The sequence below is a fragment of the Sinorhizobium numidicum genome (genome assembly GCF_029892045.1).
In the GTDB taxonomy this organism is placed as follows: domain Bacteria; phylum Pseudomonadota; class Alphaproteobacteria; order Rhizobiales; family Rhizobiaceae; genus Sinorhizobium; species Sinorhizobium numidicum.
In genome coordinates this window covers 445,149-460,452 of sequence record NZ_CP120368.1, presented here as the reverse complement: position 1 = coordinate 460,452, position 15,304 = coordinate 445,149, and the positions used below count along the sequence as shown (strand labels likewise).

Below are 15,304 nucleotides of genomic sequence, written 5' to 3'. Positions count from 1 at the left end.
CCGTAACGCGAACGGCAGGTCTTGGACATACCCCGAAGGTCAGCAAAGTCCGCTGCTTGCTCGTTCCCGGTAGCCGATCAAATGGCAAAACATCCACCCTTCGTGACCTTCGACTGTGGCCCGAATGGGGACCGGGAACAGGTTGTGGTTCGTGATTTGATCTTTCTGCCGTATATCCGTGCCCCTTTAATGTTCAGGAGGCAACGGGGTCGGAAGCGGAACTTGCTTTCGAACAGAGAGCCCGGCGGCATTCTTCGCGCGCAATTTATCTCGCAGCTACCAACGCAATTCTACAGCGCCGTGCGTCTTTCAGACGCACAAAGGTCGCTGTAGCACTTTGAATTGCTGCATGTTTTTGTCCTTAAATCGGTTCCGATTTAAGGAAACATGCAGTAGCGTCGGCGCATACTCCAAATCGCGTCCGCTCAGCAATCTGGTGGCAATTCTAGCGAGTTGCCATTGGGGTGCATCTCCCGGTATACGTGTGGCGTATGGGTTTGGGAAAGGTACGATGTTGCTACGGAAGATAGGTCAACCATGCTGCCCTAAAGGCAACATAGTGGCCAAAAAGGCAAAATACCCAATCGACCAAATGAAGGAGAATGGCGCACCCGAAGAGATTCGAACTCCTGACCCCCAGATTCGTAGTCTGGTGCTCTATCCAGCTGAGCTACGGGTGCTTGCCTGAAGCGGTGACAACCGCTTGCGTGGCGATCCTCTAAAGGGTCCTTCCGGTGATTGCAAGCGCCTTTCGGCAAAAAATTTCATTTTCGCGACGGCAGTCTACAAGATCGCGATGGCGGCCCGGCGCCGCCGGCATCGACGCCGACCGGCTCGAAGAAAGCGGATCAATGCGCTTTCGAGCGAAAGGCGTCGAGCGGCACCGGACGGTCCGGCAGCTCGATGCGAAACAGCGTTCCGGGCGTCGGCTTCTCGACGAGCGCGATCGTGCCGCCATGAGCAAGGACGAGTTCGCGGGCGATGGCGAGGCCAAGGCCCGTGCCGCCCGAGCGCGCCGAGCCGCGGAAGGCGGCAAACAGGTTCTCTCGGGCCTTGGGCGGCATGCCGGGTCCGGTGTCGTCGATGGAAATCGTCACGACGCTGCCCGTTCGCACCGCAGAAACGCAGATCGCCCTGGGGCGACCGTCCTCCGGCTCATGATTTCTCAGCGCCTCAACGGCGTTGCGGCAGATATTATGGACGACGCGGAAGAGCTGCTCGGCGTCCGCATCGACCATGACATCGTCGCGGATCTGGATCTCGAAACCGATGCCGCTCTGCCGATCGATCGCCAGCAACTCGGCGACGTCCTCGACCAGCGGACGGAGAGCAACGAAGCGGCGGCGCGGTTCGGCCTCGGCGGTGCGTCCATAGGAGAGTACCTCTCGGGTATAGCCGACGGCGCGGTCGATGGTCCTGAGCAGCGTCGGCGCGAAGCGTTTGACGACCGGATCATCGACATCGGCGAGCCGGTCCGAAATGAGCTGCGCCGAAGAGAGGATGTTGCGCATATCATGATTGATCTTCGAAACGGCGAGGCCCAGCTCGGCAAGGCTCTTCTGCTGTTTCAAGGTTTTCTGCAGCTCGCGCTGCATGTTCGCGAGGTGCTGACCGGCGACCGCCAGCTCATCCCTGCCTTCCGGCGGCACGAGCAGCCGCTCCGGATTGGATGGCTCGCCGGAAAACTCCTGCATGCTTGCCGTCATCCGGCGGATCGGAACGATCAGCATGCGATTGATGGCAAGAAAGATCAGCGCCGCGGTGATCAGCGAGATCACGATCGACAACAGGAAGACATTGCGCGAATAGACGAGCATGGCCTTGCGCAGGCCGGCATCCTTCATCACCAGCTCTATGGTCGCGTCGCTTTCGCCAAGCGGCCCATAGACGCGCACGATCCGGTCGCCGCCGAAAAGCAGCGTATCGAAGGCATCGCGGATCGCAGCAAGCGGCGTGAAGTTGGCGATGTCGTATTCACCGTCGATTCGGGGAGGCATGTCGACGGTTGCGATCAGCCGCGAGGCATCCTTGCGGCGAATGACGATCGCCTTGGTGCCCGTCGCCATCAACGTGTCGCGCTGGACGGCGCGCGGAAGCTCGACATTCTGAAGGCCGTCGACAACAACCGCAGCGGCCGCCACGGTATTCAGCCGGTCCTGGAGCCAGCGGATTCTCATGTTGGCAACGGACGGAACGAAGATCAGCACTTCCGCCAGCATGACGAAAGTCACCGTCAGCAACAGCAATTTTCCGGATAGCCCGCGGAGAAACCCGACTGCCACTTTCGGTGCCGCACTCGCATTGGTCGGCCGCGCGTCTTCCACCATACTCAAGAACATTCCCTGCAACTCAGCCGAAACACCGCAGCATTCGGATCACCGACCGAACGAGCCGATTTCGCGCCATAGGGGCATAATAGGAGATCGACGCCTGTTTTCCAATCTCGGAAACGGTCGGATAGGGCGCCACATAGCCGCGGAAATGCTTGAGCGTCAGCCGATTGGTGATGGCAAATGCCCAGAGGTTGATCATCTCCCCCGCCCCCGCGCCGGCAATTCCGGCTCCGAGAATTCGCCCACGCCGCCCGACCACGATCTTGATCAGCCCGCGGCCAAGGCCATCGGTGCGGGCGCGATCGTTGCCGGAAAAGTCCCAACGAACGACATCTGCGCTGCCGGATTTCTCGCGCGCCTCCTGTTCCGTCAGACCGACCTGCGCGAGTTCCGGGTCCATGAAAGTGACCCTTGGGACAATATCGCGCGCCTCGTGCGCCGGCAGACGAAAGAGGATCTGCTGCAGCACGAGCCGCGCATGGTAACTGGCGGCATGGGTGAACTGCAGGCCGCCTGCCGCGTCGCCGATCGCATAGACGCGGCGATTGCTCGTGCGAAGGTCCGCTCCGAGCTTGATCCGCCCAGCATCCTGGCGAATGCCCGCCGCATCGAGATCAAGCGATGCGTGACTGGGAGCCCGCCCGGCAGCAAGCAGCAGATCGCTGCCCTCGACATGAAACCGCCCCTTCCCGGTTTCGCACAGAAGCCGAATGCCCCTCGTGGCCTGCTCGACCGAATGGATCATGGTTCGTTCTAGAAGGAGGGTGCCCTCGGCCCGGATTTCGGCCAACGCGATCGCCGCCAATTCAGGATCCTCCCGGGACAGCGCCGCGCTGCTCTCGATCACCGTCACGCGCGAGCCGAGACGGCGGTATGCTTGAGCCATCTCCAGGCCGACCGGCCCGGCGCCGATGATGACGAGGTGCTCGGGCAAGCGCTTCAGCTCGAAGAGCGTTTCGTTGGTGAGGAACGGTGTCTCCGCCAGCCCATGGATCGGAGGAACGGCAGGCGACGAGCCCGTGGCGATGACAAAGCGTCGTGCCCGAATGAGGTGATCGCCGGCGGCGACCGTTCGCTCGTCAAGGAAGCGAGCGGCGTCCTCGATCACCTTCACGCCGAGCCCGGTGAACCGGTCGACGGAATCGTGTGGCGCAATACCTTCGATGACGGAATGGATGCGCGCCCGCAGCCGCGCGTAATCGATGATCGGTTCTCCCGCGGAGACGCCAAATTCGGTCGCTTTCCGGATCGCCTGCGCATGTTTTGCAGCCGCGATCAGCGCCTTCGATGGTACGCAGCCATAGTTCAGGCAATCCCCGCCCATGCGGCTACGCTCGACAAGGACGACGGGGACTCCGAAGGCGGCCGCACCCGCGGCCACGGAAAGACCGGCAGCCCCGCCGCCGATCACGCAGATATCTGGAGTGAGTGTCTCCACCACGCGCGCCCTGTGCCACTCTGTCATGCTCGTTTGCGGCGTGACTGTACTATCCTGAATGCCAGAGGCAACGCCGCAATGAGTGCAAGGGCGACGAGCGCCAGTGAGATGTCCGCCGTGGCAAAATCCGATAGCGAAAGCTCGCCGCCGGTCGCTGCCGCGCGGGCGATGACTTCATCAAGCCCCCGACCAAGCCAGGCATAGGCGAAAGTGGCCGGCACAATGCCGATGAGGGTCGCGACGACGAATGTGCGCAGTTTCACGTCAAAGAATGCGGGCGCGATATTGACGATGAAAAAAGGAAAGATCGGCGCCAGGCGCAAGATCAACAGGTAAAGAAACGCGTTGCGCCGAAACCCGTCGGCGAGACGCTCCAGAGAAGGTCCGGCGAGGCGCCGCAGGAGGTCGCTAAGCACGCCCCGTGCGGCAACGAACAGAAGGCTGGATCCCAAGGTAGCAGCGAAGACCGCAATCACTCCCCCGAGAATGCAGCCGAACAGAAATCCGGAAAATATCGTCAGCACCGATGCCGCTGGGATCGAAAAAACCACGATCGCCACGTAGACCGCGAAGAAGGCCGCACCGGACCTGAAGGGATGGGTGTCGACATAGGCGCTGAGCGCCTCCCGGTGATTAACGAGCGCCGACAACGAGACATAGTCCTGCAGACCAAGGGCGTAACAGGCGGCGCCGCCCATCACGAGAAGGGCAAACGGCACGAAGCGCCACGGCGAAGGACGCATGCCGGGCTCAGGCGGCTTCCGTCCAGACGGCTTCAGGGCCTTGTCCCCTGCCCTGTTGCTGACACCATGGCTCATATGTTTTTTGCTTTCGGCGAAATTTGCCCCTGAATTAAAGAGAATTGAGCGCGGGAACCAATAACGAATGGTCGCGCCCGCAAACGACAACGTGAACGGGGCGCGATGACAACTCACGTTGCCGTGAAACGCCGCGCTGCGGATCATTGGCGTGGTCGGCAAAGCTTCCCGAACAAGCTTCTCGCGGTGACTGGCGCATCACCGCGAGAAGCTTCGCAGCCGATACTGCGGGCTCAGAATTCCTCCCAATTGTCGCGAGCGGCAACGGCCGAGCCATTGCCGAACGCACGGGCGACCGTGCCCATCATCCGGCGGGCGGGCGAAACAACCGGTCGGCTCGTGTCCTTCGCAGGCGCGACGGCACGGACCGGATCGCGATCGACCTTGAAGTAGGCAATGAGGCTTGCGAGATTGTCCGCTTCGGCGGAAAGCTTGTGCGTCGCCGCATTCGCCTCCTCCACCATCGCGGCATTCCGCTGAGTGACCTGATCCATCTCGTTGACCGCGGTGCTGACCTCGCTCAGGCCGGTCGACTGCTCGCGCGCGGCGGTCGCGATCGAGTGGATGTGGTCGTTGATCTTGAGGACCCGCGTCTCGATCTCCCCGAGCGCCGAGCCCGTCGCCTGCACGAGCTTGACGCCGGTTGCGACCTCGCTGCCGGATTTCGAGATCAGCGCTTTGATGTCCTTGGCGGCGCTGGCAGCGCGCTGCGCGAGTTCGCGCACTTCCTGCGCGACGACGGCAAATCCCTTGCCGGCGTCACCCGCCCGTGCCGCCTCGACGCCTGCATTCAAGGCGAGCAGGTTCGTCTGGAAGGCGATCTCGTCGATGACATTGGTGATCTGGCCAATCTCGCTCGATGCCTGCTCGATCCGGCCCATGGCCTCCACGGCATTGCGAACCACGGAGGCCGATTCCGCCGCGCTCTCCTTCGCCTCGGTGACCATGACTGTTGCTTCCTGGGCGCGCTCGGTGGAGCTGCGGACGGCGGCCGTGATCTCGTCGAGGGCAGCCGAGGTCTCCTCGAGGGAAGCGGCCTGCTGCTCGGTGCGTTTCGAAAGATCGTCGGCCGCCGTGCGCAGTTCGGAGGCGTTGCCGTTGATCGAGTCCGTCGTCGTGCGAACCTCGCGCAAGGTCTTCTGCAAGGTCGACAGCGTATCGTTGACGTTCTTCTGCAGCTCGGCGAAGGCTCCCTGGAAATGGCCATTCATGCTTTGCGTCAGATCGCCGGCAGCAAGGCTCGCGATCACACGCCGCGTTTCGGCGATGCCGCTGTCGACACTGTTGACGAGTTCGTTGACGCTGGCTGCGAAGCGGTTGAGGTCTTCGTTGCCGTAGTCCTTGCCGATGCGCTTGGTAAAATCGCCGGCGGCGGCCGCCGACACGACGACGCCGATGCTCGATTGCAGATCGGCGCTCTTTTCGCGCAGCACCGCTTCCTGCGCATTGAGCTCGCGCACGGCGAGCCCGTTCCGCTTGAAGACCTCTACCGCGGCCGCCATGTCGCCGATTTCGTCCTTGCGTCCGGCAAAGGGCACATCGACCGAGAGATCGCCGCCGGCCAGCATTTTCATCTTGTCCGTCAGGTCGAGGATTGGACGGCTAAGCTGATTGGTGCCGATATAGAAGGCCGCACCGATCCCTGCTGTAAGCCCGATACCGGCGATGCCGAGAACGAGGAGAATGATCGAGCGTTCGAAGGATGCGATCTCGGCGGTAATGGCCTCAAGGGATTCGAGGTTGGCATCGACGACCACGTCGATCTCGGCCTGAAACGCCTTGCGGTTCGCGCGATTGGCATCGTTGTTGCCCTGCTCGTTCGCAGCCTGCGGCGAAACCATCTGACCGAGACGGGCCGTTTCCGTTCGGAACGCCCGGAATTCCTCGGCCCGCTTCACCAGCGCGTCGAAGGACGGGAGCGTGTCGGCCGGAACCAGCGGACGCCACTCTTTCAGCAGCGCATCGATCTTGTCGAGGTTCTTGAGGAGACCTTCAGCAAACGTCTGGGCCTGTTCGATCGTCGGCGCGGCGTAAACGCCGCGCGACTCCATTACCACGCCCGTCACCAGCCGGTTGAGGCGCTCGCCTTTGAACGCGCGCTCGGATGCGTTTTGGAATTGGTGAAGCTTGTCATTGTATTCCGACACGATGAGCAACGACATGCCGGTAATCGCGATCGCCAGCAGACTCATGATGCCCACGATCAGGTATATTTTTCCACGAATTTTCATTTCCTGCCCCCCTCGCCGCCTACTCGCCCATTGCGGGAAGTAACTTGCGGTATACACGTAACTAAGCAAATGCTAAAATACGTGTGGTTAACAAAGAGCTCATCCCTTCCACTAAATTCTAGCGGGTACATCTTGGGGGCGGGGCGCCCTGTCTCGCCGGAAGGCCGGGTGCAGAGGCAATCGGACGGTGAGGCTTGACGGCGGCGCCGATGTCCAGCAGTCGCTCGTTAGGTCGCCCCCGGGTGCGGATCCTCTCGATGAATGCGGCGGCCTCGCAGCGGGATCACCGCGCGGGAATTGACTTTGCCGGACATTTGTCCTTATAAGCCGCGCACGTCCGGTCAAGCCGTGCCAAAGGCGGAGCTGCGCCCGGTAACGTAAACGCTCCTTGCACTATGCAAACTCAAGAAGGGCCGCACACCGCGGTATTTAAATAAATGAAGCGTACCTACCAACCGTCCAAGCTTGTTCGCAAGCGCCGTCACGGCTTCCGTGCACGTATGTCCACCAAGGGTGGCCAAAAGGTTCTCGCAGCCCGTCGGGCTCGTGGCCGCAAGCGTCTTTCGGCCTGAGCCGGAACTGCCCGAAACCTTATGTCCGGGCACATGACGTCAGATAAAAACAAGACGACTGTCGGGCGGCTGAAAAGCCGTCCGCAGTTTTTGGCCGTTAGGGCTGGAGAAAGCCGCAAAGGGCCATTATTTCTCCTCGAAGTGCTTGACCGGAACGATCCGGAGGGCGAGGCCCGCGTCGGTTTCACAGTAACCAAGAAACACGGCAATGCCGTCGCGCGAAACAGAATGCGCCGACGCCTCAAAGAAGCCGTGCGGCTTTCCGCCGGGTTTGCAATGAAACCGGGACACGACTATGTGATTGTCGCCCGACGCGATCTCCTGAACGCTCCTTTTGACGCATTGACGCGGACGCTCCAGGATCGCATCGAAAACAAGCCGAAACCGAAGCGGCCCTCGGCCGGTTCCAGGAAACCATGATGGAAAACAACCGCAATTATTTCGTGGCGATTGCACTCTCGGTGCTGATCCTCGTCGCTTGGCAATTCTTCTATGTCAATCCGAAGATCGAGAAGGACCGCATCGCCGCGGAACGGGCCCAGCAGACGCAACAGGCTCAGCCCCAGACCGGCGCCGAGCAGGCGACACCGGGGCAGCCGACACCGGGGCAGGCGTTGCCCGGCGGCGCGGTCCCGGGCGAAAGCCGCGACCAGGCCGTCGCCAAGTCTGCACGCGTCGTGATCGACACGCCGGCGCTTTCTGGCTCCATCAACCTCACCGGCGCGCGCTTCGACGACCTGAAACTCAAGGGTTACCGCGAGACGGTCGACCCGCAGAGCCCCATCATCACGCTCTTCAGCCCCGCGGAGACCGCAGACGGCTATTTCACGGAACTTGGCTACGTCGGCAACGATGCGACTGGTTCCGTTCCGGGGCCGCAGACCGTATGGACGCTTTCCGGCGGCGATAAGCTGACGCCATCGACGCCGGTGACGCTGACCTACACCAACGAGAAAGGCCTCACCTTCACTCGAACGATCTCCATCGACGACCGTTACATGTTCCAGGTGGTCGACAGCATCAAGAACGACGCCGCAGAACCGGTTTCGCTCTCCTCCTACGGCCGCGTGACGCGCTTCAACAAGCCGACGACGCCGAGCATCTATGTCCTGCATGAGGGCTTCATCGGCGTCACCGGCGACAGCCTTCAGGAAGTGAGCTATTCGGACGTCGAGGACAGCCCGCCGCTCGAACCGGGCAAGGCGACCGGTGGCTGGCTTGGCATCACCGACAAGTACTGGGCCGCCACGATCGTCCCGCCGCAAGAGACGCCTTTCGACACCCGCTTCTCGCACTTCACCGATGGTCGCGCCCGCTACCAGAGCGACTACAAGGGCGATGCGGTCACCGTTGCTCCTGGCCAGTCTGCGCAAGTGAAGAACCTCGTCTTCGCCGGCGCCAAGGAAGTCCCGGCCGTCGACAGCTACGCGGCCGCCTATGCCATTCCGAAATTCGACCGCTTGATCGACTGGGGCTGGTTCTACTTCATCACCAAGCCGATGTTCAAAATGATGGATTTCTTCTTCCGTCTCTTCGGCAATTTCGGCATCGCGATCCTGATCACCACGATCGTCGTGAAGCTCATCTTCTTCCCGCTCGCCAACAAGCAATATGCGTCCATGGCGAACATGAAGAAGGTCCAGCCGAAGATGGAGGAACTGAAGAAGAAGTTCGGCGACGACCGCATGGGGCTGCAGCAGGCGATGATGCAGCTCTACAAGGAGGAGAAGATCAATCCGCTGGCGGGCTGCTGGCCGATCATCATCCAGATACCGGTGTTCTTCGCGCTCTACAAGGTGATCTACATCACCATCGAGATGCGCCACGCACCGTTCTTCGGCTGGATCAAGGACCTTTCCGCACCCGATCCGACGACGATCTTCAATCTCTTCGGATTGCTGCCCTATGACGTGCCGGTGTTCCTGCATCTCGGCGTCTGGCCGATCGTCATGGGCATCACCATGTTCATGCAGATGCGGATGAACCCGACACCGCCGGACCCGACCCAGGCTATGCTGTTCACCTGGATGCCGGTGGTCTTCACCTTCATGCTGGCATCGTTCCCGGCGGGTCTCGTGATCTACTGGGCCTGGAACAACACGTTGTCGATCGCCCAGCAGTCGATCATCATGAAGCGCCAGGGCGTGAAGGTCGAGCTGTTCGACAATCTGAAGCAGCTCTTCTCGAAGAAACCGAAGCCGGCGGAATAGCCGGCGGCCGACTTCACGCAAGAGCCCCGGATCGAGGACCATCCGGGGCTTTTTCGTTTCAGCATCCTCTTGCATGAACTGCTCGCAAAGCGCTAACCGCACGATAGCAGCGCGCATCCATTCAGCCGCCCAAAGATAGCGGTACACCGCATCGCGCTTGACAAGCGCTCCCAAAAGTCTGAAGCCGGCCGGGAAAGGGAAATCCGAACCATGGCAGAGAAGAAGAACCAAAACGATTCCGCCGTCTTCGGCCGGCCGTGGATCTTCATCCGCGGCGTTCCTTCGATGAAGTTCCTGCCGCCGGAGGGGCCGCTGGAGATCGCCTTTGCCGGCCGCTCGAATGTCGGCAAGTCTTCGCTGATCAATGCCCTCGTCGGGCAGAAGGGCCTCGCGCGCACATCGAACACGCCGGGTCGCACCCAGGAGATCAACTATTTCGTGCCGGACGGCTATTCCGGCGAAGCCGGCGACCTGCCGCCGATGGCGCTCGTCGATATGCCCGGTTACGGCTACGCGCAGGCGCCCAAGGAGCAGGTCGATGCCTGGACCAAGCTCGTGTTCGATTATCTGCGCGGCCGCTCGACGCTGAAGCGCGTCTATGTGCTGATCGACGCACGCCACGGCATCAAGAAGAACGACGAGGACGTACTCTCGCTCCTCGACAAGGCAGCCGTCTCCTACCAGATCGTGCTCACCAAGACGGACAAGATCAAGGCGGCCGGCGTGCCGCGGCTGATTTCCGAGACGCTTGAGAAGATCAAGAAGCGGCCGGCTGCCTATCCGGAGGTCTTGTCGACATCATCGGAAAAAGGCGTCGGTATCGAAGATCTGCGGGCCGCGATCGACATCGCGGTGGCGCGCTAGCGCGGAATGAGGAAAAGTGTGCGCGGTTTTCCGCCCGCATCCCGCGCCACTTATTAGAATCGATCACGTTCATGATTTTAGGTCGATCCGACCTAAAATCATCGTGATCTAGAGTGGAGAAGCCCCGCGCGGTTTCTGCCCGTAGCCCGGCCTTGAGCCGTTATCGTCAATGACGATGAATTTCACAGTTTGAAGCCAAAACGTCGTGAGCGGCTGTCGATCTGGAAGACGAAAGTCTTTGATTCTGTCACTACCCCAACACGCAATCCGCTCTATTTCTACCTGGCGGCGACAGGTGTGTCGCCCCAAGGATCAGGAGAGAGACATGTCCGATTTGATTGTCGTGGGATTCGATTCGACGGATGAGGCCGACAAGGTTCTCTTGAAGCTCAACAGCCTTAAGAAGGAATATCTGATCGATCTGGAAGACGCGGTCGTCGTCGTGCGCGACGCAGAAGGCAAAGTGCACCTGAAGCAGAGCATGAACCTAACCACCGTCGGCGCCACCTCGGGCCTTCTTTCGGGCTCTCTCTGGGGCGGACTGGTCGGCCTGCTTTTCCTCAACCCTCTGGCGGGCTTTGCGATCGGCGGCGCTCTCGGCGCCGGGGCCGGTGCCCTCTCCGGCTCGCTTGCCGACTACGGCATCGACGACGACTTCATCAAATCGCTCGGCAACACGATCCCGAACAACTCTTCGGCGCTTTTCATCCTGGTGCGCAAGGTGCAACCGGAGAAAGTGTTGGCCGAATTCTCCGGGCTGCGCGGCCGCGTGCTGAAGACATCACTTTCGCCGGAACAGGAGCAGCAGCTTCAAGCCGCTCTCTCCGATGTACAGACGCCTTCGCCGCAAGCCGGCACGTTCTGATCGACTGCTCCGTTTACGGAGGTCTCTGCCCGGAAATGACCCCTCATCCGCCTGCCAGTACCTTCTCCCCGCGAGCGGGGAGAAGGGTTTTGAGAGCAATCACAGGCTGTGGCCTCGCCTTTTCTGGACCGAGGGCGCTTCGCATAGTCGTTGCGTCAAGCCGCAGCGGGCGAGAATGTGAGGGCGAGGCCGTTGATGCAGTGGCGTTTGCCTGTCGGCGGCGGACCGTCGTCGAAGATGTGGCCCAGATGCCCGCCGCAGCGGCGGCAATGGCATTCGGTCCTCGTCATGAATAAGGAATTGTCCTCCCGCGTGCCGATCGCACCGGGGAGCGATTGCCAGAAGCTCGGCCAGCCAGTGCCGCTATCGTATTTCGCCTCGGAGGAATAGACCGGCAGGCCGCATCCGGCGCAGTGAAAGATCCCTTTTCGTTTCTCGTTGTTGAGCGCGCTGCTGAACGGCCGCTCCGTGTCCTCCTGCCTCAGGATCCCATATCGCTCCTCGCCGAGCAGGGCCCTCCATTCTTCGTCCGTCTTCACGAGTTCGAAGGCTTCGCTGCTAGTGGAAGCATGCGCAAGCGGGACGATCCCGCGCACGATCGCCCAGGAAGCGAATGTCACGCCCGCCACTAAGAAACCCCGCCGGCTCGACATGAGAACCTCCTCTCGGCGGCCTTAACCCGTTCCGCCGCCAAGGATAAGCGTTCACTCGCAGTGCGGCAAAACAAGGCCGATCAAACCGCCGTGAAAGCGTCAGAGGCGGGCATTACAGCCGTGCGTCTCTTCAGACGCACAAAGGACGTTGTGACACTTTGAACTCCGGAACCGTTGCCGTGACTACAGCGCCGCGCGTCGTTTCAGACGCGCAAAGGTCGCTGTAACGTTCTGAATTAATGCATAATATTATCCTTAGATCAGATCCGATTTCAGGAATTATGCAGTAGCGTCACAAATAGCGCGCTGTGCCGAGCGCGATTGTCGGCCCGGTGGCCGCACCGGTCGGCGAGCCGCCCAGCGGTTCGACGCTGACGGTGAGCGTCGCGCCCTCCGTAATTTTCATCCGCATCGCGGGAGCTATGACAATCTCGCCTCCGCCGGACTGGGGCAAGACGCCGAGCGAGATCGGAGGGGCGTTGCCCTTGGTCAGCCACAGCTCAAGGGACTTTTCCTCCGCCTGGCTGGCGGCCGCAACCGGCGTCAGCTTGAGGCGCCCGGAGCCAGCGTCGAAATGCGCGACGAGGCTGACGGCGGTGCCTTGGCCTTTCAGTTCTGCCATCAGCGGCCGACCGCCCGTCCCACCACTGAACAGGCCAGCCATCGACGCCGCAAGCACAACGACAGCGGTCAGCGACGCGATGGCGAGACTGCGCCAGAGAGGCAGCGAGTTCCAGAGGCCCGGAGATCTGCCGGGGCTCGCGGGCATGTCGGAAATCCGACGCTCCACCGAAGCTGATGCACGCGGACGTGACACGACGACCGATCCATCGAAAGAGGCGAGATTGTTCTGCCAACGGATGACAATGGCCGCGAAATTGCGATCGGTTGCCATGCGCGCCTCGACCTTCCGGCGGTCTTCGGCAGACAGAACGCCCAGCACGTATTCCCCCGCAATCACCTCGTCGCGGCGGGAATCCCCGCTCTCGGGCTTCTGCGTCGTCATCGTTCTCTACACTCTCTCAATGTCAGGAGACTGGACCCCTGGTCTTGAGCGGCAAGCCGCGAATATCGCGTCCGGTTCCCGGCAGCTCTTTCGTGAGACAGGGCGAACGACCTCGATACGCTCCTCGTCGAGCTCCTCCAGACGGCCCATGGTCCTTCGGCGGGGGCTACAGCCGATCTCTCCGGATCAAGAGCAGAATCGGCCAAATCGCCAGCCTCGTCAATCGCCTCGGCGAGAGTTTTCACGCCCGCAGGAGATCGATCGCACGGCCACGGCCAGCCGGGCTTGCGGGCCACAAGGCGGCACTCGCACCGCAGATCTCGACGTCGATCTTCGACTTTCGCGCGCCTGGCGGCTTGAACGCCTGTCGCCGCATTACGGTCGTATGTTGCGTCCGGATCATTCCATCCGCAGGAAACTTGCGCTAAACAGCAGCCGGTATTTTTCGAGGATCCGCCATGTCCGCATCAGAAAGTGAAATCCAGGCACGCCTGCTCGCCCAGGCCCTGCCCTACATGCAGCGCTACGAGAACAAGACGATCGTCGTCAAATATGGCGGCCATGCCATGGGCAATCCCGAGCTCGGACGCGCCTTCGCGAGCGATATCGCGCTTCTGAAGCAATCCGGCGTGAACCCGATCGTCGTGCACGGCGGCGGCCCGCAGATCGGCGCGATGTTGACCAAGATGGGCATCGAATCGAAGTTCGAAGGCGGGCTTCGCGTCACCGACGAGAAGACCGTCGAGATCGTCGAAATGGTGCTTGCCGGCTCGATCAACAAGGAAATCGTTGCTCTGATCAATCAGACCGGCGAATGGGCGATTGGGCTTTGCGGCAAGGATGGCAACATGGTCTTTGCCGAAAAGGCCAAGAAGACCATCCGTGATCCGGATTCCAACATTGAGCGCGTGCTCGATCTCGGCTTTGTAGGCGACGTAGTCGAAGTGGACCGCACGCTGCTCGACCTGCTGGCGCGCTCGGAGATGATCCCGGTGATCGCGCCGGTGGCGCCCGGTCGCGACGGCCACACCTATAACATCAACGCCGACACCTTCGCGGGCGCGATCGCCGGCGCGCTCAATGCGACGCGCCTCTTGTTCCTGACCGACGTTCCGGGCGTGCTGAACAAGAAGGGCGAGCTCATCAAGCAATTGTCTGTCGCCGAGGCGCGCACGCTGATTGCCGACGGTACGATCTCCGGGGGCATGATCCCGAAGGTCGAGACCTGTATGGACGCGATCAAAGCCGGCGTACAGGGCGTCGTCATCCTCAACGGCAAGACCGCCCATTCTGTGCTCTTGGAGATCTTCACCGAACACGGCGCTGGCACGCTGATCGTGCCGTAAACAGATACGGGCGCGAAAAGCCGGTCCGCGCCTTTGGCTGTCCCTCACCCTACTGTCTCTAGCGGGGAGAAGGGATTGAGAGCTCGCGCCGAGTCCTTTTCCCCGTCAGAATGGGGAGAAGGTGGCCGGCGGCCGGATGAGGGGCAATTTTCCGGGCGGAAACCGCGCACTCTTTTTGCTCGCTATTTCGCGGCGCCCCGGTAGACCTTTTCCGCTTCGTCGCGCAGCCGGGCGATCATCGCCCTATAGGGGAACGGCCCGTAACTGACGCGGCCGACGCCTGCGGTGGCGAGGATGGCGAGGTCCGGCGCGCCGGGCTTCATCATCACGTTTACCGGCAGGGGTGACGCGGCGCAGAGCCTGGCGATCAGGTCGGCTTCGGCGAGCCCCGGCGCGAAGAAACCGCTCGCCCCCGCCCCGGCATAAGCCTTCGCCCGCGCAATCGCCTCGTCCAGCAAGCTCGCATGACGTGCAGCATCGCCTTCCTGCAGGAAAAGGTCGGTGCGTGCGTTGATGAAGAGGGAGATATTCTGACGCTCCGCCATTTCGCGGATGGCCCGGATGCGGGCAACCTGCCTGTCAGTCGGATGGATGCCGCCTTTGCCGACGACCTGATCTTCGAAGTTGATGCCGACCGCGCCGGCATCGATCAACTGCGCCACATTGGCCGCGCCCTGCGCCGGATCTTCCGAATAGGCACCCTCGAAGTCGACTGAAAGCGGGAGGTCGATCGCAGTGACGATCTCGCGGACTGCCTCGATCAGCAGCGGCAGCGGTATCTTCTGCCCGTCAGCAAAGCCGTGTGCCGCCGCCACCGACCAGCTTCCGGTCGCGAGCGCCTTGGCGCCGGCCTCGGCCACGCAGCGGGCACTGCCAGCGTCCCAGATATTGTATAGAACGACCGGGTCGCCCTTGCGGTGCAGCCCTGCAAAGGCGAGCGCCCTTTCCTCCTGGTTCATTGCATCTCC

At 61.6% G+C, this 15,304-nt stretch carries 14 protein-coding genes and 1 tRNA gene; 6 read left to right on the top strand and 9 right to left on the bottom strand.

The annotated features are described in order from the left end of the window. Positions 1-603: 603 nt before the first annotated feature. The 5 genes from PYH37_RS13305 to PYH37_RS13285 form a co-directional block, all read right to left on the bottom strand. Positions 604-680: transfer RNA gene (locus tag PYH37_RS13305), tRNA-Arg, on the bottom strand. Between the two features lie 168 nt (positions 681-848). Beyond that, complete coding sequence (locus PYH37_RS13300; RefSeq protein ID WP_280736034.1) at positions 849-2,327, bottom strand: sensor histidine kinase; 1,479 nt, start codon at positions 2,325-2,327, stop codon at positions 849-851. A 22-nt stretch (positions 2,328-2,349) separates the two neighbouring features. Further along, a complete protein-coding gene (locus PYH37_RS13295) occupies positions 2,350-3,774 on the bottom strand; it encodes a dihydrolipoyl dehydrogenase family protein (protein ID WP_280736033.1) in 1,425 nt (474 codons plus the stop codon). Positions 3,775-3,794: 20 nt separating this feature from the next. Then, positions 3,795-4,589 (bottom strand): TVP38/TMEM64 family protein, encoded by a 795-nt coding sequence (locus tag PYH37_RS13290; protein ID WP_280735413.1) that lies wholly within the window; start codon positions 4,587-4,589, stop codon positions 3,795-3,797. Between the two features lie 233 nt (positions 4,590-4,822). Continuing rightward, entirely contained in the window at positions 4,823-6,820 is a 1,998-nt protein-coding gene (locus PYH37_RS13285; RefSeq protein WP_280735412.1) for a methyl-accepting chemotaxis protein, read from the bottom strand. Positions 6,821-7,257: 437 nt separating this feature from the next. On the opposite strand from PYH37_RS13285, the gene rpmH reads away from it, so the two are divergent. From rpmH to PYH37_RS13260, 5 genes are all read left to right on the top strand, one after another. Next, complete coding sequence (rpmH, locus tag PYH37_RS13280) at positions 7,258-7,392, top strand: 50S ribosomal protein L34 (RefSeq protein WP_012706673.1); 135 nt, start codon at positions 7,258-7,260, stop codon at positions 7,390-7,392. Between the two features lie 21 nt (positions 7,393-7,413). Next, complete coding sequence (gene rnpA, locus PYH37_RS13275; protein ID WP_280735411.1) at positions 7,414-7,812, top strand: ribonuclease P protein component; 399 nt, start codon at positions 7,414-7,416, stop codon at positions 7,810-7,812. Next, entirely contained in the window at positions 7,812-9,602 is a 1,791-nt protein-coding gene (yidC, locus tag PYH37_RS13270) for a membrane protein insertase YidC (RefSeq protein ID WP_280736032.1), read from the top strand. Before rnpA ends, yidC begins: the two co-directional genes overlap by 1 nt. Positions 9,603-9,812: 210 nt before the next feature. Further along, entirely contained in the window at positions 9,813-10,466 is a 654-nt protein-coding gene (gene yihA / locus PYH37_RS13265) for a ribosome biogenesis GTP-binding protein YihA/YsxC (protein WP_280735410.1), read from the top strand. A gap of 325 nt (positions 10,467-10,791) precedes the next feature. Next, positions 10,792-11,331: a DUF1269 domain-containing protein gene (locus tag PYH37_RS13260; protein ID WP_280735409.1), complete on the top strand. Its 540-nt coding sequence runs from the start codon at positions 10,792-10,794 to the stop codon at positions 11,329-11,331. 155 nt (positions 11,332-11,486) lie between these two features. Here the strand turns inward: PYH37_RS13260 and msrB are convergent, their stop codons facing one another. The 3 genes from msrB to PYH37_RS13245 form a co-directional block, all read right to left on the bottom strand. Beyond that, on the bottom strand, positions 11,487-11,984 hold the full coding sequence (msrB, locus tag PYH37_RS13255) for a peptide-methionine (R)-S-oxide reductase MsrB (protein ID WP_280735408.1): 498 nt from the start codon (positions 11,982-11,984) through the stop codon (positions 11,487-11,489). 292 nt (positions 11,985-12,276) lie between these two features. Beyond that, a complete protein-coding gene (locus tag PYH37_RS13250; RefSeq protein ID WP_280735407.1) occupies positions 12,277-12,990 on the bottom strand; it encodes an anti-sigma factor in 714 nt (237 codons plus the stop codon). A gap of 241 nt (positions 12,991-13,231) precedes the next feature. Further along, a complete protein-coding gene (locus PYH37_RS13245; RefSeq protein ID WP_280735406.1) occupies positions 13,232-13,393 on the bottom strand; it encodes a hypothetical protein in 162 nt (53 codons plus the stop codon). A 55-nt stretch (positions 13,394-13,448) separates the two neighbouring features. Between PYH37_RS13245 and argB the strand changes: the two genes are divergently transcribed. Further along, the gene (gene argB / locus PYH37_RS13240; protein WP_280735405.1) at positions 13,449-14,336 is read left to right on the top strand and encodes an acetylglutamate kinase; all 888 of its coding nucleotides are present in this window, start codon (positions 13,449-13,451) and stop codon (positions 14,334-14,336) included. Between the two features lie 182 nt (positions 14,337-14,518). Here the strand turns inward: argB and PYH37_RS13235 are convergent, their stop codons facing one another. Then, on the bottom strand, positions 14,519-15,295 hold the full coding sequence (locus PYH37_RS13235; protein WP_280735404.1) for an isocitrate lyase/PEP mutase family protein: 777 nt from the start codon (positions 15,293-15,295) through the stop codon (positions 14,519-14,521). Positions 15,296-15,304 lie beyond the last annotated feature (9 nt).